Genomic DNA, 20871 nt, shown 5'->3' on the forward strand with positions numbered 1-20871 from the left:
GGTTGTCTCTTAGCCCCCGATCGACAGAGTTGCCCAGGTGATCAGAAGGACGATCCCCAGCACCATCGCGAAGGCATAGTGGAAGATGTAGCCCGACTGCGCCCGGCCCGCGAGCCGGGTGAAGAAGGGGATGATGCCCATGGCCAGCCCGTTGATCCCGCCATCGATGACCTTGCCATCGCCGCCTTTCCACAGGAGCCGGCCCAGAGCGATGGCCGGCCGCACGAAGATCGCGTCATAGATCTCGTCGAAATACCACTTGTTCAGCAGGAACCGGTAGAGGATCGGATTGGTCTCGGCCCAGACCTTCGGCAGGCGCGGAGAGACGAGATAGAAGAGGATCGCCATCGCCAGCCCCAGAAGCATCGCGATGAAGGGGGAGAACTTGACCCAGGTCGGCACTTCATGGGCTTCGTTCAGCACGTCATTGCCCGGCGCCGCATGGATCGCGCCTTCGCCGGGCGCGCCGATCAGGACATAGTGGTGCTCCGCCTCTTCGGCATAGGCCGCCTCGCCCCCGTGATCCTCGCCCTCCGCGGCAGGTGCGGCCGCGTCCGCTCCATGGCTGTCCTCTGTGGCGTGTTCGCCTTCCGCCGCATGGGCCCCGGCCTCGGCATATTCGACGCCGAAGAACTCCCCGACCTCATCGGTATGGCCGAAGAAGCTGTTGTACCAGATGAAGCCCGAGAAGATCGCCCCGAGGGCCAGCACGCCAAGCGGGGCCAGCATCGTCCACGGGCTTTCATGGGCATGGTCATGGGTATGCTTGTCGCCCCGCGGCTCCCCGAAGAAGGTCAGGAACATCAGCCGCCAGGAATAGAAGCTGGTGAAGGCCGCCGCGATCACTAGAAGCCAGAACGCGTATTGGCCAAGATCGCCGCCGAAGGCGAAGGCGCTTTCGACCACCGCATCCTTGGAGAAGAAACCGGCGAACCCGATATAGGTGAGCGGAATGCCGACCCCGGTGATCGCCAGCGTCCCGATCATCATCGCCCAGAACGTGTACGGGATCTTTTTGCGCAGGCCCCCGTAATTCCGCATGTCCTGCTCGTGATGCATCGCGTGGATGACGGAGCCTGCGCCCAAGAAGAGCATCGCCTTGAAGAACGCGTGCGTGAACAGGTGGAACATCGCCACCGAATAGACGCCCACACCGGCGGCCACGAACATGTAGCCCAGCTGCGAGCAGGTCGAATAGGCGATCACACGTTTGATGTCGTTCTGAACAAGGCCCACGGTCGCGGCGAAAAACGCGGTCGCGGCCCCGACGATGATGATGAAATTCGTGGCAAACGGGGCATATTCCATGATCGGCGACATGCGGCAGACAAGGAACACGCCTGCGGTCACCATGGTGGCCGCGTGGATCAGCGCCGAAACCGGCGTCGGGCCCTCCATCGCGTCGGGCAGCCAGGTGTGCAGGAAAAGCTGCGCCGATTTCCCCATCGCCCCGATGAACAGCAGCATGGCGATCGTGTTGGCCGCGTTGACCTCGTAGCCGAGGAAGCTGAAGGTCATCTCGGCCAGTTCCGGCCCCATGGCCAGGATCACGTCGAAATTGATGCTGTCGGTCATCCAGAACAGCGCGAAGATCCCCAGAAGGAAACCGAAATCCCCCACACGGTTGACGATGAACGCCTTCATCGCCGCCGCCCCGGCGGAGGGTTTGCGGTAATAGAACCCGATCAACAGGTAGGAGGCGACGCCCACGCCCTCCCAGCCGAAGAAAAGCTGCAACAGGTTGTCGGCGGTCACCAGCACCAGCATCGTGAAGGTGAAAAACGAAAGATAGGCGAAGAACCGGGGGCGATAGCTCTCCCCCTCCTTGAAATTCTCGTCATGGGCCATGTAGCCGAAGCTGTAGAGATGGACGAGCGCCGAGACCGTGGTGATCACGATCAGCATGATCGCGGTCAGCCGGTCGATGCGGATACCCCATGATGTGTCGAGCGAGCCCGAGGCGATCCAGGTGAAAAGCGGCTCGGAATAATAGCCATTTTCATGCGCGCCTGGGTCGAAGGTCAGGAAGATGGTCCAACTCAACAGCATCGAGAGGAACAGAAACCCCGTCGCCGCGACGCAGGCCGCCTGTTCCCCGATCAACCGCCAGGAGAACCCGCAGATCAGCGCACCCACCAGCGGGGCGAAAAGGAGGATCGTTTCCATCGCCCTAGCCCTTCATCACATTGACATCTTCCACTGCGATCGTGCCGCGGTTGCGGAAGAAACAGACCAGAATGGCCAGGCCGATGGCCGCCTCGGCGGCGGCAACGGTCAGCACGAAGAGCGTGAAGACTTGCCCGGTCAGATCGCCCAGGAAGAACGAGAAGGCAACAAGGTTGATATTAACGGCCAACAGCATCAGCTCGATCGACATCAGAATGATGATCACGTTCTTCCGGTTCAGGAAAATCCCGAAAATTCCGATGACGAACAGCGCCGCCGCTACTGTCAGGTAATGTTCCAGTCCAATCGTCATGTCGTCCCTCCGGGGGCACGCCCCGTGTCTCGTTCAAATCGTCGCGCGTTCGCGACGGGGCGGCGTCTTACAACCCCTGCCCCGGTTTCACATCCTTCAGTTCCATCGCCTTGGCCGGGTCGCGCATCATCTGGGCGATCACATCCTGGCGCTTGATGTCCTGACGGTGGCGCAGCGTCAGAAGGATCGCGCCGATCATCGCCACCAGCAGGATCAGACCGGACAGCTGGAACAAGAGGAAATACTGGTCATAGAGCAGCAGGCCGAGCGCCTGGGTGTTGTGCACCTCGTCCAGCGGCGGTGTCGGGCTGGCAAGCCGCGCCTCGACCCCGGCGGAGAACTCCCAGGTGCCGAAGGCCAGAACCAGCTGCATCATCAGGACCACGCCGATCAGACCGGCCAACGGCACGTATTTCGCCATCTCGGCCTTCAGCTCGGCGAAATCGACATCCAGCATCATCACCACGAACAGGAACAGCACCGCAACCGCGCCCACATAAACGATGACCAGCAGGAACGCGACGAACTCCGCCCCAAGCAGCACGAAGAACCCCGCCGCCTGAATGAAACACAGGATCAGCCACAGGACCGAATGGACCGGATTGCGGGCGACGACGACGAACAGCGCGGCCGTCACCAGAATGATCGCGAAGGTGTAGAAGGTGAAATCGGCAATATGCATTCCGCGGCTACTCCTCAGCCTCGTCGATGACGGCCTTGGCCAGTTCCATCGCCTTGTTCATGGCCGGCACACCAGCAAAGACCGCGGCCTGGCCGATCGTCTCGGCGATCTCCTGCTTGGTGGCCCCCGCCTCCACCGCGTGGCGCACGGTCAGGCGGATCTGCGGCTCGGCCACCGCGCCCTGAATGGTGAGGCCCTGAAGCGTCAGCAGAAGCCGGGTTTTCGCGTCCAGGCCGTCAGGGTTGAACTGCTTTCCCCAGAACGCCTCCAGCACTTCCGACGGGATCGTCGGCCATATCTTGTCAAACCCCTGCGCCGTGAAATTGGCCATCGCCGGATTCACGGTCTTGACCCATTCCTGGGCCATTTGCTGGGTCTGGGCGAACATCGCCTCGAACGGGTTCTGGGGGGTGTCACTCATCGGTAGGGCGCGTCCATTTCAAGGTTACGGGCGATCTCCGCCTCCCAGCGCTCGCCGTTTTCCAGAAGCTTGGCCTTGTCGTAGAACAGCTCTTCGCGGGTTTCGGTGGCGAATTCGAAATTCGGCCCCTCGACGATTGCATCCACCGGGCAGGCCTCCTGGCAGAAGCCGCAATAGATGCATTTCGTCATGTCGATATCGTAGCGCGTGGTCCGGCGGGAGCCGTCTTCGCGCGGCTCCGCGTCGATGGTGATGGCCTGCGCGGGGCAGATTGCCTCGCACAGCTTGCACGCGATGCATCGCTCCTCGCCGTTGGGATAGCGCCGCAGCGCATGTTCACCGCGAAAACGGGGGCTTAGCGGGCCCTTTTCATGGGGATAGTTCACCGTGGACTTGGGGGCGAAGAAATACTTCATCCCCAGTTTGAAACCCTGGAAGAAATCGGCCAGCAGGAAGTACTTGGCCGCACGGGTATAGTCGATCTGTGTCATCGTCAGCCTCCAATCGCCCAACGGGCATAGGCGCCGCCAAAGAGTTCGAATTTCGCCAGGAAAGACACGATTACAACCCAGGCGAGCGACATCGGCAGGAAGACCTTCCAGCCAAGCCGCATCAGTTGGTCATAGCGATAACGCGGGGTGATCGCCTTCACCATCGCGAACAGGAAGAAGAAGAAGCTCATCTTCAGGATCATCCAGAACGCCCCGTCCGGCAGCCCCGGGATCGGCGACAGCCAGCCGCCGAAGAACAGCAGCGAAATCAGCGCGCACATCAGGAAGATGGCGATGTACTCGCCGGCCATGAACAACAGGAACGGCGTCGAGGAATACTCCACCTGATAGCCCGCCACCAGTTCCGATTCCGCCTCCGGCAGATCGAAGGGCGGGCGGTTCGTTTCAGCCAGCGTGCTGATGAAGAACAGGAACACCATCGGCAGATGCGGCAGCCAGTACCAGTTGAACAGGCCCAGATCGCCATCCTGCGCGCGGACGATATCGCCGAAATTCATGCTGCCGGTGGTGATGATCACACCGATGATGATCAGCCCGATCGACACCTCGTAGGAGATCATCTGCGCCGCCGAGCGCAGACTGCCGAGGAACGGGTATTTCGAGTTGCTGGCCCAGCCCCCCATGATCACGCCGTAAACCTCCAGCGAGGAAATCGCGAAGACATAGAGAATGGCGATGTTCAGATCCGCCAGAACCCATGTGTCGTTGAACGGAATGACGGCCCAGGCCACCATCGCCAGAACGAAACTGGTCAAGGGCGCCAGCATGAAGACCGGCTTGTCCGCGCCGGCGGGAACCACGACTTCCTTGACCACGTATTTCAGCGCATCTGCCACGGTTTGCAGCAGGCCAAAGGCGCCCACCACGTTGGGGCCGCGGCGCATCTGGACCGCGGCCCAGATCTTGCGGTCGCCATAGACCAGAAACAGAAGCGAGATCATCACGAAACCGATGACCAGCAGGCTTTGCGCCGCCATGATCAGCGCGATGCCGGGAGTGGTTGAAAAGAAGCCGTCCATTCGTCCTCACACGGTCGGTATACCTTGCTCGGCGCAGGCCGCAGCCACCACTTCGGCGTCTAACGTCTGCAACCCTCGCGGGAGCGCCGGTGAGATGGTGTAAACCGCATCTCCGCGCCAAACGCCACCCTCTTCCTGCACATTAGTGCGGACATGTCGCGCAAAACCATAACCGCGGATCAGCGCATATTGCGACGCGGCGCATTTGGCATAATCCTCTACATCCGCGCGGGTGGCCAGTCCCGTCATCTGCACCCGGAAATTGACCAGATCATCGTCCAGAAGCCGGGTTTCCACACCATCGTAGAACGCAGCCCGGTTCGGGCTGTCCACCGGCGGCCCGCCCGCGCAGGCCGCAAGGGCCGAAAGGCAGACGACGCCCGCGATCAAAGGCATACGGCCCGGAACGCGCATGTCGCGCCTTACTCCGCCGCGATGGGGGTGGCGCGGCGGGCCTTCGCATTGGCGCTCAGCTCCGCCATGAGCAGGCTGGCCCGCGTGATCGGGTTGGTCAGGTAATGATCGGCGATCGCGTTGCGGAAATCGCCATCGTCCGGCTTCGCGGCATCCAGCGGCTGCCAGTCGTTTTCCGGCACCTCGTCGATGGTTGCAAGCTGCGGCGCCTCGGCGACCATCGCCTGACGCAGCGCCGCAAGGCTGTCATAGGGCAGGGTCGCGCCAATCTCCGCCGACAGTGCGCGCAGGATGGCCCAGTTCTCCTTGGCCTCGCCGGGCGCGAACCCGGCGCGCAGCGCCAGTTGCGGGCGGCCCTCGGTGTTCACGAACAGCCCCTGCTCCTCGGTATAGGCCGCGGCGGGCAGGATCACGTCGGCGCGGTGCGCGCCCCGGTCCCCATGGCTGCCCTGATAGATGACGAACGGCCCCTCGGGCAGTCTCGATCTCGTCGGCCCCCAGATTATAGACCACATCGGCCCCTTCGAGGGCGGCATCGATTCCTCCCTCGGTCACGGCGCCTGCATCCATCGCGCCCACGCGGGATGCGGCCGTGTGCAGGATCAGAAGCTTCGATTGCGCCGCTTCGGCAAGCCGCATCGCCGTGGCCAGAACCGCCGCGCCATCGGAACGCCGCAGCGCGCCCTGCCCCACGATCACCACGCCCGGGACGCCATGCTTGTCGGAATGATCCATCGCCGCCAGTTTCGCCAGCGCCGCACCACCGGGGCCCAGATGGGTCACGTCGTAGGTCAGATCGACCGCTTCACCGATCAGGCCGACCTGCGCGCCGCGCAGCCAGGCCTTGCGGATCCGCGCGTTCAGAACCGGCGCCTCGGCCCGGGGGTTCGTCCCGATCAGCAAAATCGATTTCGCGTCGTCGATATACTCGATGGATGCCGTCCCCACATAGGCGGAGCGGTTGCCGGCGGGCAGTTTCGCGCCATCGGTGCGACATTCGACCGATCCGCCCTGCCCCTCGACCAGCTGTTTCAGTGCATAGGCCGCCTCGGTCGGGGCCAGATCGCCGACCAGACCGGCCAGCTTGGTCGCGCCCGTGATCGCCGCCGCCGTCTTTGCAAGCGCCTCGCCCCAGGATGCCGGGCGCAATTTGCCGTTTTCGCGGATATAGGGCTTGTCGAGCCGCTGGCGGCGCAGCCCGTCCCAGACGTAGCGCGACTTGTCGCACAGCCATTCCTCGTTCACGCCGTCATGGTTGCGCGGCAGGATCCGCATGACCTCCCGGCCCTTGGTATCCACGCGGATATTGCTGCCAAGCGCATCCATCACGTCGATGGATTCGGTCTTGGTCAGCTCCCACGGCCGGGCGGTGAAGGCATAAGGCTTGGATGTCAGCGCACCGACCGGGCAGAGATCGACGATATTGCCCTGCATCTCGCTGTCGAGCGTCGCGCCGAGATAGCTGGTGATCTCGCTGTCTTCGCCGCGGCCGGTCTGGCCCAGTTCGGGAATGCCCGCCACTTCGGTGATGAACCGCACGCAGCGCGTGCAGGAAATGCAGCGCGTCATGTGGGTGCCCACCAGCGGCCCCAGATCCATGTTGTCCACGGCCCGCTTCGGCTCCCGGTAGCGGGAAAAATCCACACCATAGGCCATGGCCTGATCCTGCAGGTCGCACTCGCCGCCCTGATCGCAGATCGGGCAATCCAGCGGATGGTTGATCAGCAGGAACTCCATCACCCCTTCGCGGGCCTTCTTGACCATGGGGGAGTTCGTCTTGATGACCGGCGGCTGCCCCTCGGGTCCGGGGCGCAGATCCTTCACCTGCATGGCACATGAGGCGGCGGGTTTCGGCGGCCCGCCCACGACCTCCACCAGACACATCCGGCAATTGCCGGCAATCGACAGGCGTTCGTGATAGCAAAACCGTGGGATCTCGATATCGGCCTGCTCACAGGCCTGGATCAGCGTCATCGCCGGATCCACATCGATTTCCTTGCCGTCAATGACGATCGTGCGCAGGTCGCTCATATATGCGGTCCTTCACTGGCCGAAGGCGGGTCTGATCCGCCCCGGCGGTGTCCGTTTGACCGCTTCTACCCCTCTCTGAGCAATCTGCCAATTGTAGAACCGGCGGAAATTTCGTCGCGCCCCACCTGACAGATGGTCTCGGGCACGGCCTCCGACGCGCCGCGTTGTTCAAGCCAGCGCCGGGCCAGGGCCCGCACCCGCTCCTTTTCGGCGTCATCATCAATATAGGCTGCAATCTCGCTACGGGAATAGCCAAGCGAGATGGCGCGGTTGAACAGCGGGATCGCCGCCAGCCGTGCAGGCCCCCGGCGCCGCTCGATATCGGCGCAATTGTCCTCGATCATCCGCCCGATGGCGGCCACCAGCACGCCGTTGGCGATCTCGGGGTCGTCGCGCAGCGCCTGCCAGCGATCCGCCTGCGCCATCGCCACCGTCGTCAGCACGCCGAAGCCCGCCACCAGTATGCAGCCCGCCAGCACCTTCGCATAATGTCTCATGTCTTTTTCCTGTTCAGACTCGATCCGCCTCGGGGTCGGATCTGGACCGATCGGGCTCTGATATTCAATAACAGCCCGTCTGCATGGGTGGTTTCCCGCCGGAACAGCTAGCCTGCGGGGCCCTCGGAACAGGGGGCCGCGCTCCAGGTCGAACTTCCATCCGGGCGTCCGCGATAGGAAAAATCGGCAATCGGCACCACCTGACCCCGCTGGCCGCAATAGATCGTCAGCGCCTCAAGCGCCGCCTCGCGCGCGGCAAGCGGCAGCCCGCTGCCATCGAGGCGGGTCACCACCAGCGCGCCGAACTCCGGAAAGGGCTGGATCGCGCCGCCCGCCGGTGCATCCGGCACCGGCTGATAGCGCGTCATTTCCGGATCCGGGCGAACCAGCAGCGCCCCGGCCGATGTCTCGACCGCGACACCTGTGTCGGCCGCGCAGGCGGACAAGGCGAGCAGCGCCGCCAACAGCGCCCGCTTTTTCATTCCGCAGCCGCCGGGCTGCAGGCATGGCGCTTCCACAGCTCCGCCTCCTCCAGCCATGCCCAGTCAAAGGCATGGCTGCCGGCCCCATGGCTGCGCAGATGTTCCAGCCGCGCCAGCGCCTCCGACAATGCGGGGCGATGGCCGATGGGCACCCACCACATCACGAAATGCATCTCCCCCAGAACCTCAAACCACTCCTGCCGGCGTTCGTAGAACCGCCGGTGCACGGTGTTCCAGACGAAATGCTCCAGATCCGCGATGCTTTCCCAGACCGTGAGATTGGCCACGAATTGCGGGTCGTCGCCGATGGAGTTCTCGGTGTTGCCGGTGCCGGGCTCGCCCGAGCCTTCCATCATCCAGACAAACCCGGGGGAGCGTTTGCCGATCCCGTTGACCTTGTCGAGGGCCGCCATGAACTCCGCCACGCGCGGGTCATCCGTAGGCGCGACGAGGCGGCCGACGTTGAGTTGGGCCAGGTGCATCGCAGTCTCCTTCCGGTCGGCGCGAGGGTGCCTCGCGCGGGTACGTCAATCAAGCGGTGCCGATCTTGGAGTGGACGGGCGGCGCGTCCAAGCCGCGGTCGAGCACGACGAAGCTGTCGTGGATGTGGATGCCACCGACCGGGGCGCCGATGTCAACGGTCTGCGCTTCGTGGTCGTGATACCAGCGGTGCATCCGGTCGATCATGGACCGCACGGTGTTGAAGAAGTTCGCCCGGTTGCCGAAGCCGCCGCCGTAGCGCCGCCAGTAGGCGGTGTGCAGATCCTCGATGGCATATACGCCGTCCGGCGCGAGGCTCGGGAAGAGCGTCCGCAGCGACGTCTCGATATGCTCCATGCGGTGGCTGCCGTCGTCGAGGACAAGGTCGAGGCCGCCCATCTCGTCCACCACCCGCGCCAGGAAGGCCGGATCGTCCTGGCTGCCGATGCGCACCCGGGCGGCGTGGCCGTCGTACTGCGCGCAGGCGGGGTCGATGTCGATGCCGGTGATTTGCGCGTCGGGCCCGAAATAGTCGCGCCACATCTCCAGGCTGCCGCCCTTGGAGACGCCGATTTCGAGAAACCGCACCGCCGTGCCGCGGAACCGCGCGAAATAGCGGTCGTAGAGCGGAAGGTAGTGGTGCCACTTGTTGACGACCGTGCCGTCGTGCGCGGCGTAGATGTCCAGAAGCGGGCCGTCGTACCCGATGCGGTCGCGGATGTCGGCGCGGATGTCCTCTCCGGCGAATCGGTATTTCCGGATATTCATCTGCTGCCTGCCCGCCCTGCCGTCATCCCGTTCTCCGCTCTCTCGAATCCGTTCGCCGCGCAGTCTGCCCGCCGCCCGGCCGGGCCTCAACCTTCTGACGGCGCGGGCGGCAGGCGACCGCGTGGAGGATGCCGCGGAAGACTTCGCTTCGCAGGGCGGTCCGGCAACGCCGCCGGCATCCTTCGGGACCCACGCCTTCGGGTGACGCGCTACCCGGGCAGGTCCTGTCCCCAAGGGGTCTCTCCGGACCCTACTCCGCCGCGATCGCGCCGCCGCGCTTGTGTCTGATCCGGTCCTCGATCTCGTCCCGGAAATGGCGGATCAGACCTTGGATCGGCCAGGCCGCCGCGTCGCCAAGCGCGCAGATCGTATGGCCCTCGACCTGCTTGGTGACGTCAAGCAGCATGTCGATCTCCTCGACCTCCGCCTCGCCCTTCACCAGCCGGTCCATCACCCGCATCATCCAGCCCGTGCCTTCGCGGCAGGGCGTGCACTGGCCGCAGCTTTCGTGCTTGTAGAATTTCGACAGCCGCCAGATCGCCTTGATGATGTCGGTGGAGTTGTCCATCACGATCACCGCGGCGGTGCCAAGGCCCGAGCGCTGTTCGCGCAGCCAGTCGAAATCCATGATCGCGTCCTTGCGCATCACCTCGCCGGGCAGGCACGGCACGGACGAGCCGCCGGGGATCACCGCCTTGAGATTGTCCCATCCGCCGCGGATGCCGCCGCAATGGCGGTCGATCAGCTCGTCGAACGGGATCGACATCTCTTCCTCGACGACGCAGGGGTTGTTCACATGGCCCGAGATGGCGAAAAGCTTGGTGCCCGCGTTGTTCGGTCGTCCGAAGCCCGCGAACCAATCCGCACCGCGGCGCAGGATCGTCGGCACCACGGCGATGGATTCCACATTGTTCACCGTGGTCGGGCAGCCGTAAAGCCCGGCACCGGCCGGAAATGGCGGCTTCATCCGCGGCATGCCCTTCTTGCCCTCAAGGCTTTCCAGAAGCGCGGTTTCCTCGCCGCAGATATAGGCCCCTGCCCCATGGGCGAGATAGAGGTCGAAATCCCAGCCCGACCCGGCGGCGTTCTTGCCGAGCAGGCCGTTGTCGTAGCACTCGTCGATCGCGGCCTGCAGCGCCTCGCGCTCGCGGATGTATTCACCGCGGATATAGATATAGCTGACATGCGCATTCATCGCGAAAGACGCGATCAGGCAGCCCTCGATCAGGGTGTGGGGGTCATTGCGCATGATTTCCCGGTCCTTGCAGGTCCCGGGCTCGGATTCGTCCGCATTCACAACCAGATAGGACGGACGCCCGTCGCTTTCCTTGGGCATGAAGGACCATTTCAGGCCGGTGGGAAAGCCCGCCCCGCCCCGGCCGCGCAGACCGGAGGCTTTCATGGTCTCGACAATGCTGTCCCGGCCCCGCTGCACAAGCTTGTCGGTGCCGTCCCAATGGCCGCGCGCCTTGGCCCCCGCAAGGGTCCGGTCATGCATCCCGTAGAGATTGGTGAAAATCCGGTCTTTGTCCTGCAACATGTCTCAACCCTTACCGTTCAGCGGCACGAAGCCTAGCCGCGCCGCGATTTCCACACCTGATACGTCACAAAAAGCGCCCAGACCAGTGCCGCGATTGCCGCAAGGTCGAACAGAAACACATAGCGCACCGGCAAACCCAGCTGGCCGCCCAGAAACTGAGCGCCCATCCAGAGAACCATGGTTGCGGCCATGACGATCGCCGCCAGCCTGATCTGGCCGACGCGCTGCCGCTCCTTGTCGCGTTGATCCGTCATCCTGCCCGCCAGAAGCCCGGGTGCCATCCGCACCACGGGTAAAGATAGGGTATCGCGCCGGGGGCGCAATGAGACGCGCGCGCCGGAGCCTCATGAGAGCACGCCGAAGGCGCCGCTCTCACCGCTCAGTAGACATCCCCGCCATCAACCCTTCGGGAAAAATCCGTGTCCCCGCCGGCGGCCAGCAGCCTGGCCTGATCCACCCAGTTGTCGCGGCTGACCCGGCCCTTGAAGCCCTGCAGATTCTCGTCGACCCAGGCGATCTCATGGGCGCTCCAGCCCGCGATCTGGTCGAAATGGTAGTATCCCATGGAATGCAGAAGCCGCTCAAGCTTCGGGCCGACCCCCTTTATCCTCTTCAGGTCGTCGGCCCCGCCCTCGCGCGGGGCATCCAGTCCGGCGGGGCGTGTGCCTTCGCCTGCCGAAACGGGCGCGGGGGCCACCGGATCGGCAACAGGCGCGGCCGGGGCCGGTTCCGCCGCAGGCGCAGGCGCGGGTGCGGGTGCGGGCGCCTGAGGGGCCGCCGCGGGTGTCTCGGGCCGTGCCGGGGCCGCAGGCTGCGCCGTGGATCCGGCGGTTCCGACGCGCACCGGCCCCGAGGATTTGCCACACAGGAACACCGCGAAAAACGTGCCTAGAACGCCGGCCAGAACCACCGCCGCGAACAGCGCCTGCCCTCCCGTCCAGTTGCCAAGGATAATCAACATCGCAGCACCGAGCGCCCCGATTGCACCACCGATCACATAGCTGAAGACCATGCAGGTCAAACTACCGCTCTCAGAGTTCATCCCATCACTCCCCATTCCGTCCGATCGTCCGTGAATTGATCACAGTCTTATCGCAGGAGTTTTGAAATGTCTTCTATCCAGATGCAAGCTTGCGGGCCTGTGTGACCCAGTCGTCGCGCTCGATCCGGCCCTTGAAGGTCAGCCGCGCGTCGACCCAGGCGATCTCCGCCGGGGTCCATGCGGCGATCTGGTCGAAATGCCAGAACCCCAGTTCGTTGAGCAGCGTCTCCAGCTTCGGGCCGACGCCGGTGATCTTCTTGAGATCGTCGGCCCCGCCCTCCCGGGGGGCGCTCAGCGTCTCCGGCGCGCGCTCCTCCACGTCTCCGGCGGCGTCGCCTGCGGCGGACCGGGTCACCGCAGGGTCGGTCTTGGCGCTCGGCTTCGCCTTGGTCTTCGCCGGAGCTTCCTGCTTGGTGGTGCCGGTTTCATCCGCCGGGCGGCCCTTGGACCGGTTGGCGGGCCGGGCCGGCGCCGGGGCCTCCAGCACTTCGCCGGACTGGCGGCCCCAATTGGCCACCAGCGGCACCTCGGTCCCGTCGATGCGCTTGATCGTGTCGCCGATATCGGTGGCCAGCCGGGCCGAGACGTTCAGGCTGTCGCGCCCCGCCTGATACTCCATCAGCGAGGTCAGGCCGGAGGCGGGTTCCGACGCGTAGCGCCCGTTCTGCGGGCCCGGCGTGGGCACCTTGCCCGCGGCCATCTCGTCGATGATCTCGCCCAGTCGCGCGGCGGTCAGATCCTCGTAGTAATCCTTGCCGATCTGCGCCATCGGCGCATTGGCGCAGGACCCGAGGCATTCCACCTCTTCCCAGGAAAACTTGCCATCGGCAGAGAGTTGATGGGCACGCTTGGCGATCTTTTCCTGGCAAACGCCGATCAGGTCTTCCGCGCCGCAGATCATGCAGGATGTGGTGCCGCAAACCTGGATATGCGCGACCGAGCCCACGGGCTGCAACTGGAACATGAAATAGAAGGTCGCAACCTCCAGCCCCCGGATATGCGCCAGCCCCAGCATATCGCAGACATGTTCGATGGCGGGACGGGTCAGCCAGCCCTCCTGCTCCTGCGCGCGCCACAGAAGCGGGATGATCGCGCTGGCCTGCCGCCCCTCGGGATACTTGGTGATCTGCGCCTCCGCCCAGGCCAGATTGGCGGGCGTGAAGGCGAAACTGTCGGGCTGGTCGGGGTGAAGGCGGCGTAGCATGTCAGGCCTGATCCTTATGCGTCTGGCCGAAGGGCGCGTGGCACGGGCGGGAACCTCCGGCGGGGATATTTTTGAAGCAGAGAAGCATGGAGCCGACTATCGGTCCACCTCGCCGAACACGATATCGAGCGAGCCCAGAATGGCCGAGACATCGGCCAGCTGATGCCCCTTGCAGAGGTAATCCATCGCCTGAAGATGCGGGTAGCCCGGCGCGCGCAGTTTGGCGCGGTAGGGCTTGTTGGTGCCGTCCGCCACCAGATAGACGCCGAATTCGCCCTTCGGCGCCTCCACCGCGGCATAGATCTCGCCCTCGGGCACGTGGAAGCCCTCGGTATAAAGCTTGAAGTGATGGATCAGCGCTTCCATCGAGGTTTTCATGTCGGCGCGGGTGGGCGGGGTCAACTTGCCCCGCGCCATGATCTCTCCGGGCTCGTTGCGCAGCTTCTCGCAGGCCTGATGGATGATCTTGATCGATTCCCGCATCTCCGCCATCCGGCACAGGTAGCGGTCATAACAATCGCCGTTCTTGCCGACGGGGATCTTGAACTCGAACTCGTCATAGCACTCATAGGGCTGCGCGCGGCGCAGATCCCAGGCCAGGCCCGAGCCGCGGACCATCACGCCGGAAAACGCCCAGTTCTGGATATCCTCTTCGGTCACGACGCCGATATCGGCGTTGCGCTGCTTGAAAATCCGGTTCTCCGTCAGCAGCCCGTCGATATCGTCGAGCACCTTGGGGAACGCATGCGCCCATGTGTCGATATCCTCCACCAGTTCAGGAGGCAGATCCTGATGTACGCCACCGGGCCGGAAATAGGCCGCGTGAAGCCGCGCGCCACTGGCCCGCTCGTAGAAGATCATCAGCTTTTCGCGTTCTTCGAAACCCCAGAGCGGCGGGGTCAGCGCGCCCACATCGAGCGCCTGGGTCGTCACGTTCAGCAGGTGGTTCAGGATACGGCCGATCTCGCAGTAAAGCACACGGATCAACTGCGCCCGGCGCGGCACCTCGGTCTTTGTCAGCCGCTCGATCGCCAGGCACCAGGCATGTTCCTGGTTCATCGTGCCGACATAATCCAGCCGGTCGAAATAGGGCAGGTTCTGCAGATAGGTCCGGCTTTCCATCAGCTTTTCGGTGCCCCGGTGGAGCAGCCCGATATGCGGATCGCAGCGCTCGCAGATTTCGCCATCCAGTTCCAGCACCAGACGCAGCACACCATGGGCCGCCGGGTGCTGCGGGCCGAAATTGATGTTGAAGTTGCGGATCTGCTGTTCGCCGGTCAGCGCGTCTTCATAGCCGCGCCCCGTCTCATTGCCGCCGTCCATCATGCCAGCGCCTCCATATGTTCGGTCCATCGCCGGGGCAAAGACCCGCAGCGCGCCGCCACGGCGGCATATTGAGGGGCCAGCCACGCCAATGCGCGGCGTCTCTGCCCTTCGGTCATCTTCAGATCGGTGCCCGGAAGCACCCGAACCCCGGTTTGCGCGGGCCGGGGCGCGATGCCCAGAAACCCGCAGAGCGCCGCAATCGTCTCGCGGTCGAACAGGGTCTCGTAGAAGCCCAGAAACAGGTTCGCTGGGTTCAGCGCCCGCGCGGTCCGCTGCAATGTCGTGGCATAGTCGCTGCGGAGCGCCGCCGCCTCGTCGCGCCCGTCCAGAACCTGATCCAGCCGCTCGCCCGCATTCGCGGCGAAATCGCCGGCGTCCCGCGCCGCGACCATCCGCACATTGGACCAAAGCCGGTCCAGCGGGTCGCGCATCAGGAACACGAACCGCGCCACCGGGCCCAGACGCTCCATCCGGCGCAGGCTGTCTTCGCCAAGCGTTCCATAGGCCGGCGTGATGTCGCCGGTGAGCTTCGCCGCCCCGGTGCCGCGCAGGAAATCCACATAGGCCGTGTCCCGCCCGCGGGTTTTCAGAACGTCGATCCAGGCGTCATAGCCGCGGATCTCCCGTTTCAGCCTCCGGTCCTGACCTGCGTCGCCGGTCGGCAGGCGATCCGCGCGGCGCGCGCGCTCCCGCTCCATCCGGGTGACCTGCCGCGCCCATTTCCCGGTCTCGCACGTGTCGAACCAGTGCAGTTCCTTCACCGTCGGCATCGCCACATCCGGGTGCTGCGCCAGATAGCGGTAAAGCCAGGTCGTGCCCGCCTTCGCCGCGCCCAGCCCGAACATGATCGCCGTTTCCGCCACGGATCAGCCTTTCGCCTCTTCGGATTTCTCGTCCCCGGGCAGGATGTATTCCGCACCCTCCCACGGGCTCATGAAATCGAACTGCCGGTATTCCTGCACCAGATTGACCGGCTCGTAGACCACACGCTTGAGTTTCTCGTCATAGCGCACTTCGGTATAGCCGGTGGTCGGGAAATCCTTGCGCAGCGGATGGCCGCGAAAGCCGTAATCGGTGAGGATCCGGCGCAGATCGGGATGGCCGGAAAACAGGATGCCGAACATGTCGAACACTTCGCGCTCATACCAGTTCGCCGACGGGTGCACCGATGTGATCGACGGCACGATCTGGTCGGCGCGGACATGGGCGCGGATGCGGATGCGGTGGTTCTGGTACATCGACAGGAAATGCCACACCAGATCGAAGCGCTTGTCCCGGGTCGGGTAATCCACCGCCGTGATGTCGACCAGCGTCGAGAACCCGCAACTCCGGTCGTTTTTCAGAAATTCGACGAAGCTTTCGACCTCGGTCGCGGTAACCTCAACCGTCAGTTCGCCAAAATCGATATCGGTGCCGATGACCGCGTCGGCCTGTTTCTCGGCGATATGATCGGCCAGTTCGCGCAGGGCGTCGTCGCTCATGCTGTTCTCTCTCTTCGCGGGCGGCTTAGCGCGTGATGGTGCCGGTGCGGCGGATTTTCCGCTGCAACTGCAAGATGCCATAGAGCAGCGCTTCGGCTGTCGGCGGGCAGCCGGGCACGTAGATATCCACCGGCACGATCCGGTCGCAGCCGCGCACCACGGAATAGCTGTAGTGATAATAGCCGCCGCCATTGGCGCAGGAGCCCATGGAGATCACGTAGCGCGGCTCGGGCATCTGGTCGTAGACCTTGCGCAGCGCGGGCGCCATCTTGTTGGTCAGCGTGCCCGCCACAATCATCACGTCGGACTGGCGCGGAGAGGCGCGCGGCGCGATGCCGAAGCGTTCGGCATCATAGCGCGGCATCGAGGTATGCATCATCTCCACCGCGCAGCAGGCGAGCCCGAAGGTCATCCAGTGCAGGCTGCCGGTGCGCGCCCAGTTGATGATGTCCTCGGTGGAGGTCAGCAAAAACCCCTTGTCCTGCAACTCGCGGTTCAGGTCCTGGGTGGCGACCTCGCGGTCGGCGCCCGCGGTGTTCGCGCCGGTCATCACTCCCATTCCAACGCTCCCTTTTTCCACTCATAGGCAAAGCCGATGGTCAATACGGCGAGGAACACCATCATTGACCAGAAGCCGACCATCGAAATCTCGGAAAACGCCACTGCCCACGGAAACAGGAACGCGACTTCCAGATCGAAAATGATGAACAGGATCGCCACAAGGTAGAACCGCACGTCGAACTTCATCCGCGCATCGTCGAACGCGTTGAACCCGCATTCATAGGCGCTGACCTTTTCGGGGTCCGGGTTACGCACGGCCAGCACCACGGCGGCAAGGATAAGGACAATCCCCAAGCCAATGGCCAGAGCCATGAAAATCAGGATCGGGGCGTAGTCTCTGAGCAGGTCTTCCACCTGAGGTCTCCTTGGCGGTTCCGCATGCCTAAGGACCGTCGGTCCGGTCTGCGACACCTCTATCTGCGGGCGCGGGGCCGGTCAACCGGAGGACGTGCGGCAAAGGCGCGTCCTTGCGTCAGCAGCGCGGCCCCCTCCACCCCATATGATAGGCCCGATCCCGGCCCCTGCAAGGCCGGCCGGCTGCGCGCGGCAACCGACCAAGCCGGCGCCTCCGGCATCGCGGGAAAGGCCGGAACGCGAAATCGCGCAGCTCGCGACCGGGCAAGTCACCGTTCCCTCCGACCGTTCGCAAGACCTCTGGCCTTATCAAACAGCATCAAGGCGACGATCAATATCCAGATAAGCCCATAGAGCAGAACTAGGGCGAGATAGAAACCCGGGCCGCCGGTGGGCTCCGGCACCATCAGAATCGTGATCACGCAAATGAGAATGACGACCGGGGTGAAGATCACGCAGCTTGCGTCGAACGTGTCGCTCAGGATGTAGCGGGACAATCGCTGAAAGCCCGGACGCCAGGGCTGTCTCAGACCGGAGGCATATCTCCTCAGATCGGCGATCGTGCTTTCCCAATCCCAGAGCGCGAATATCAATGAGATGATGGCCAGCCTGATCAGCAGGTGAACATAGGCGAATTGCCCGTCCTTGGGCGTATCAAGGCCCACAAGCATCATCACGCTGTTGATGACGGTCACGATGGCGAATGCCGTGCAGATCTCTCCCAGGACACCCTGATCGTTGAAAATCCAGCGATATATCTGCTTCAGTTTCTGCATGGACCGTCACCCTCAACCGGGTTCGAAACCAGATGCGCCCGATCCACGGGCCCGACACGCAACCCTTCTGCCCTCGGGGGCTACCCGGGGGCGGCTCAAGGGCGTTCGGCGCCCTCCGCGCGCAACTCGTCCCGCAAGAACCGCCGCAGGATCTTCCCCGAGGCGGATTTCGGCACGCTGTCCACGAAGCGGACCTCTGCGGGCTGCTTGTAATGGGCCAGACAGCCTTCCAGATGCGCCATCACCGCCGCTCCGTCCAGCTCCGCGTCCGGCGCGGCGACCACGAAGGCAACCGGCAGCTCTCCGGCTTCATCATCGGGTTTGCCCACCACGGCGGCGTCGATGATCTTCTCATGGGCGATCAATGCGGCCTCCACCTCGGCCGGGGCCACCGCGAATCCCTTGTATTTGATCAATTCCTTCAGCCGGTCGCGAATGAACATGTACCCATCCCCGTCGATCACCGCCAGATCGCCGGTTTTCAGCCAGCCATCGTTGGTCAGGGTCGCCGCGGTCGCCTCGGCGTTGTTCAGATAGCCCATCATCACCTGCGGCCCCCGCACCCACAGCTCCCCTTCCTCATCCGGGCCCAGATCGCGGCCCGTTTCCGGCTCCACGATGCGGCATTCGGTGTTGGGCACCGCCTGGCCGGAGGAGCCGTGCCGGGGCTTGCCGCGATAGGTGGAGTGGCTCACCGGGCTCATCTCGGTCATGCCGTAGCCCTGGATCGATTCCGCGCCCAACCGCTCGCCCACGGCGATCTCCACCTCGGCGCTCAGCGGAGCGGCGCCGGAAAAGATGAACCGGACCGAGGACATGTCGTATTGCGCAACCAGCGGGTGCTTGGCCAGCGCCAGCGCCACCGGCGGCACGATGTAAAGCCGGCTTACCCCATGGGTCTGGATCAGGTGCAGGAACTGTTCGAGATCAAATCTCGGCATCGTCACCAGCCGCCCCTCCTGCCCCAGGACGAGGTTCATCAGAACGGTCATGCCGTAGATATGGAAGAACGGCAGAAAGGCGATAACCGTTTCGCCGCGCTCGATGCCCGTGGGTACGGCCAGCTGGTTCACATTGGTCACGATGTTGCGATGGCTCAGCATCACGCCCTTGGGCCGTCCGGTGGTGCCGCTTGAATAGGGCAGGACCACTGCGAAGCGATCCAGATCCACGGGCGCCTGCGCCGCCTGGGGCGGGCCCATCAGATCGTCAAGCGAAAGCGCGCCCTCCGCGCCGCCGCCGATCACCACCAGATCGGTAACGGGCGTGCCCTTCATGCCCGCCCGGGCCAGATCGGCCAGCGCCGGAATGGTCACAAGCATCACCGCGCCGGCATCGCGCAACTGGTGCTGGATCTCGGGGGCGGTATAGGTGGGGTTCAGCGTGGTGATCGTGCCGCCCGCAAAGGCCACGCCGTGAAACACCACCGCATATTCCGGGCAGTTCGGCGCGAGGATCGCAATCGTCCGGCCCGGCGCAAAGCCGCGCTCCACAAGCCCGCCGGCAAGGGCCCTGATCCGATCCACCAGCGCCGCCGAGGTCAATGCCCGCCCGGTCGGACCGTCGATGATCGCCACGTCGTCGGGGCGGCCCTCCAGCCCCTGAAACAAGCGCTCGGTGATCGACATGTCACTCAGCGCTACCTCCGGATAGAGGCTCGGAAAAACGGTCATTGGATCCTCCCTGTCCGGCCCTCTTTGGCGGGGCCGATCGGGCAAGGCTAGCACAGGCGCGCGAAAACGGAAGCCGCGATCAGGTCCCGATCACGACGATGCCCAGCTTCTCGCCCGCCTCGACCATCCGGTGCGCCGCCGCACATTCGGCCAGCGACCCGGCAGGCACGACCGCATGGCTCAGCACACCGGCCTCCAGCCACGCGGCCAGCTGCGCCTCCCCCCGTCGATGCTCCGCAAGCGCCATCTGGTAGCAGATCAGCATGTGCAGCCGCACGTTCTTGAACATGAACGGGTAGAACTCCAGCCGCGGCACCATCTCGCTGGCCGAGGCATAGGCGGCAATCACACCGCCGGGCTTGACCAGCGCCAGCGCCGTCGCCTGATTGGCGGCGAAATCCACCTCCACCACCCGGTCCACGCCCGCGCCATCGGTCAGATCCATCACCGCGCCGGCCACATCCGTGTCGCGATAGTTGATCCAGGTCTCCGCCGTCGAATGCGCGCCTTTCTCTTCCGAAGAGACCGTGGTGATCACCCGCGCACCGGCCAGCGCGGCCATCTGGCAGGCGTAGCGTCCCACGCTGCCCGCGCCGCCGGTCACCAGAACCGTCTGCCCGGCCACCGGCCCGTCGCCCAGCACGGCCATCCACGCGGTCATCGCGGGGATGCCGAAACACGCGCCCTCGGCCAGCGAGGTCCCGTCGGGCAGATGCACCGCCTGTTCGCCCGGCAGCGCGACATATTCCGCCGCCGTGCCGAAAGCGCGCTGCCAGCCGGCATTCCAGACCCAGACGCGCTCCCCCACCCGGGCGGCGTCCACGCCATCGCCCACCGCCTCGATCACACCGGCGCCATCGGAATGCGGCACGATCCTCGGAAAGGCCATCGTCGCGCCGGGCCGTGCGCCCGCGCGCAGCTTCACATCCGACGGATTGACGCCCGAGGCGCCGAGACGGACCAGAACCTCGCCCGCGCCCGGGTCGGGATCGGGCAATGTGCCGACCTGTAGCACATCGTCCGCCGCGCCGAACGTTTCATACCAGACTGCCCGCATACTATCGCCTTTCCTGTCTCCGACACGCGGGCGACCCGCGCTGTCGTCACTATCCGGACAGGGCCGCCGGAC

The 20871-nt window shown here is 64.5% G+C and carries 23 protein-coding genes and 1 pseudogene; all 24 read right to left on the bottom strand.

The window, feature by feature from the left end; genetic code table 11:
* Positions 1-9: 9 nt before the first annotated feature.
* On the bottom strand, positions 10-2166 hold the full coding sequence (gene nuoL / locus ACQ651_RS10450; protein ID WP_430449226.1) for an NADH-quinone oxidoreductase subunit L: 2157 nt from the start codon (positions 2164-2166) through the stop codon (positions 10-12).
* A 4-nt stretch (positions 2167-2170) separates the two neighbouring features.
* The gene (gene nuoK, locus ACQ651_RS10455; protein ID WP_121896906.1) at positions 2171-2479 is read right to left on the bottom strand and encodes an NADH-quinone oxidoreductase subunit NuoK; all 309 of its coding nucleotides are present in this window, start codon (positions 2477-2479) and stop codon (positions 2171-2173) included.
* Between the two features lie 67 nt (positions 2480-2546).
* Positions 2547-3155: an NADH-quinone oxidoreductase subunit J gene (locus ACQ651_RS10460; protein ID WP_227285205.1), complete on the bottom strand. Its 609-nt coding sequence runs from the start codon at positions 3153-3155 to the stop codon at positions 2547-2549.
* 13 nt (positions 3156-3168) lie between these two features.
* Positions 3169-3582: a carboxymuconolactone decarboxylase family protein gene (locus ACQ651_RS10465; RefSeq protein ID WP_375551842.1), complete on the bottom strand. Its 414-nt coding sequence runs from the start codon at positions 3580-3582 to the stop codon at positions 3169-3171.
* Positions 3579-4073: an NADH-quinone oxidoreductase subunit NuoI gene (nuoI, locus tag ACQ651_RS10470; RefSeq protein ID WP_121896903.1), complete on the bottom strand. Its 495-nt coding sequence runs from the start codon at positions 4071-4073 to the stop codon at positions 3579-3581. Before nuoI ends, ACQ651_RS10465 begins: the two co-directional genes overlap by 4 nt.
* A gap of 2 nt (positions 4074-4075) precedes the next feature.
* On the bottom strand, positions 4076-5113 hold the full coding sequence (gene nuoH, locus ACQ651_RS10475) for an NADH-quinone oxidoreductase subunit NuoH (protein WP_121896902.1): 1038 nt from the start codon (positions 5111-5113) through the stop codon (positions 4076-4078).
* 6 nt (positions 5114-5119) lie between these two features.
* The gene (locus ACQ651_RS10480; protein ID WP_430449227.1) at positions 5120-5527 is read right to left on the bottom strand and encodes a hypothetical protein; all 408 of its coding nucleotides are present in this window, start codon (positions 5525-5527) and stop codon (positions 5120-5122) included.
* Between the two features lie 8 nt (positions 5528-5535).
* Positions 5536-7558 (bottom strand): annotated as a pseudogene (nuoG, locus tag ACQ651_RS10485) (NADH-quinone oxidoreductase subunit NuoG).
* A 65-nt stretch (positions 7559-7623) separates the two neighbouring features.
* The gene (locus ACQ651_RS10490) at positions 7624-8055 is read right to left on the bottom strand and encodes a DUF5333 domain-containing protein (protein WP_227284885.1); all 432 of its coding nucleotides are present in this window, start codon (positions 8053-8055) and stop codon (positions 7624-7626) included.
* Positions 8056-8162: 107 nt separating this feature from the next.
* Positions 8163-8537, bottom strand: a complete 375-nt coding sequence (locus ACQ651_RS10495) for a hypothetical protein (RefSeq protein ID WP_430449228.1) — start codon at positions 8535-8537, stop codon at positions 8163-8165.
* Positions 8534-9019, bottom strand: coding sequence for a DUF3291 domain-containing protein (locus tag ACQ651_RS10500; RefSeq protein WP_375551838.1), 486 nt, complete (start codon positions 9017-9019; stop codon positions 8534-8536). Before ACQ651_RS10500 ends, ACQ651_RS10495 begins: the two co-directional genes overlap by 4 nt.
* 49 nt (positions 9020-9068) lie before the next feature.
* Complete coding sequence (locus ACQ651_RS10505) at positions 9069-9785, bottom strand: class I SAM-dependent methyltransferase (RefSeq protein ID WP_227284888.1); 717 nt, start codon at positions 9783-9785, stop codon at positions 9069-9071.
* Between the two features lie 250 nt (positions 9786-10035).
* Complete coding sequence (gene nuoF / locus ACQ651_RS10510) at positions 10036-11325, bottom strand: NADH-quinone oxidoreductase subunit NuoF (protein WP_227284889.1); 1290 nt, start codon at positions 11323-11325, stop codon at positions 10036-10038.
* A gap of 32 nt (positions 11326-11357) precedes the next feature.
* Positions 11358-11579, bottom strand: a complete 222-nt coding sequence (locus ACQ651_RS10515; protein ID WP_121897255.1) for a DUF5337 domain-containing protein — start codon at positions 11577-11579, stop codon at positions 11358-11360.
* A 125-nt stretch (positions 11580-11704) separates the two neighbouring features.
* The gene (locus tag ACQ651_RS10520; RefSeq protein ID WP_430449229.1) at positions 11705-12367 is read right to left on the bottom strand and encodes an NADH:ubiquinone oxidoreductase; all 663 of its coding nucleotides are present in this window, start codon (positions 12365-12367) and stop codon (positions 11705-11707) included.
* Positions 12368-12440: 73 nt separating this feature from the next.
* Positions 12441-13571, bottom strand: a complete 1131-nt coding sequence (locus ACQ651_RS10525) for an NADH-quinone oxidoreductase subunit E (RefSeq protein WP_227284891.1) — start codon at positions 13569-13571, stop codon at positions 12441-12443.
* A gap of 96 nt (positions 13572-13667) precedes the next feature.
* The gene (locus ACQ651_RS10530; protein ID WP_227285206.1) at positions 13668-14894 is read right to left on the bottom strand and encodes an NADH-quinone oxidoreductase subunit D; all 1227 of its coding nucleotides are present in this window, start codon (positions 14892-14894) and stop codon (positions 13668-13670) included.
* Positions 14894-15760 carry a sulfotransferase family protein gene (locus ACQ651_RS10535; protein WP_430449230.1) on the bottom strand — a complete coding sequence of 289 codons (867 nt, stop codon included), beginning with the start codon at positions 15758-15760 and terminating at the stop codon, positions 14894-14896. Before ACQ651_RS10535 ends, ACQ651_RS10530 begins: the two co-directional genes overlap by 1 nt.
* A gap of 3 nt (positions 15761-15763) precedes the next feature.
* Positions 15764-16378: an NADH-quinone oxidoreductase subunit C gene (locus tag ACQ651_RS10540; protein WP_430449231.1), complete on the bottom strand. Its 615-nt coding sequence runs from the start codon at positions 16376-16378 to the stop codon at positions 15764-15766.
* Between the two features lie 25 nt (positions 16379-16403).
* On the bottom strand, positions 16404-16928 hold the full coding sequence (locus ACQ651_RS10545) for a NuoB/complex I 20 kDa subunit family protein (protein WP_199709277.1): 525 nt from the start codon (positions 16926-16928) through the stop codon (positions 16404-16406).
* On the bottom strand, positions 16928-17293 hold the full coding sequence (locus tag ACQ651_RS10550; RefSeq protein WP_227284894.1) for an NADH-quinone oxidoreductase subunit A: 366 nt from the start codon (positions 17291-17293) through the stop codon (positions 16928-16930). Before ACQ651_RS10550 ends, ACQ651_RS10545 begins: the two co-directional genes overlap by 1 nt.
* 269 nt (positions 17294-17562) lie before the next feature.
* Positions 17563-18069, bottom strand: coding sequence for a hypothetical protein (locus tag ACQ651_RS10555; protein ID WP_430449232.1), 507 nt, complete (start codon positions 18067-18069; stop codon positions 17563-17565).
* A 95-nt stretch (positions 18070-18164) separates the two neighbouring features.
* Positions 18165-19742: an AMP-binding protein gene (locus ACQ651_RS10560; RefSeq protein WP_375551831.1), complete on the bottom strand. Its 1578-nt coding sequence runs from the start codon at positions 19740-19742 to the stop codon at positions 18165-18167.
* 79 nt (positions 19743-19821) lie between these two features.
* Complete coding sequence (locus ACQ651_RS10565; RefSeq protein ID WP_430449233.1) at positions 19822-20799, bottom strand: NADPH:quinone reductase; 978 nt, start codon at positions 20797-20799, stop codon at positions 19822-19824.
* Positions 20800-20871 lie beyond the last annotated feature (72 nt).

It is taken from the genome of Rhodophyticola sp., from assembly GCF_965284195.1.
GTDB lineage: Bacteria > Pseudomonadota > Alphaproteobacteria > Rhodobacterales > Rhodobacteraceae > Rhodophyticola.